The sequence below is a fragment of the Nocardia abscessus NBRC 100374 genome (genome assembly GCF_000308455.1).
In the GTDB taxonomy this organism is placed as follows: Bacteria; Actinomycetota; Actinomycetes; order Mycobacteriales; family Mycobacteriaceae; genus Nocardia; species Nocardia abscessus.
The window spans coordinates 1-543 of the sequence record NZ_BAFP01000213.1 but is presented as its reverse complement, the minus strand read 5'-3'; the positions used below and the strand labels follow the sequence as shown (position 1 = coordinate 543).

Below are 543 nucleotides of genomic sequence, written 5' to 3'. Positions count from 1 at the left end.
AGGCCCTCAATGCCTGGGCCCTCACCGTTGGCACGGTAGGCCTCAGCACCGCCCATGAGGATGACCTGGCAGGCCAGGGTGGCGATGATGGACTGGGCGTGGACCAGAGAGGGGTTGCCCAGGTAGTTCAGGCCGTCAGAGCCGAAGATCTGAGCGCCAGCCTTGAACCAGACGGCCTCGCCGAAGGAGACGCCGTTCTTGGCAAGGAGCTCTGGGGTCACGCAGCCCAGGGCGCCGAGCATGGCCCAGCGGGCGTGGATGACCTCGATCTCGCGGTAGCGAGCGAAGGTCTCGGGGTCGGCGGACAGACCGGCGGTGTCCCAGCCGTAGTCACCGGGGAACTCACCCTTCAGGTACGAGGGAGCCTCGGTGAAGGGGCCAAGGAATCCAGCCCTGTCGGGGCCGTAGAACTCAATGGCGGCGCGGGTCACCTGCTTGTTTCCCTGGCCCTTGGTGGGCACAGCGGAGCGCAGGGACGCGCCCAGGAAGCTCTGGCACATAAGAGCGGAAGCCATTTTATATATTTTTATTGCTGATGGGTTG

The 543-nt window shown here is 64.5% G+C and carries 1 protein-coding gene; it reads right to left on the bottom strand.

Annotated features, from left to right (window positions below):
• Positions 1–515 (bottom strand): chlorophyll a/b-binding protein (locus ON19_RS45240; RefSeq protein WP_043700718.1); only part of this gene is annotated, 515 nt, incomplete at its 3' end.
• Positions 516–543 lie beyond the last annotated feature (28 nt).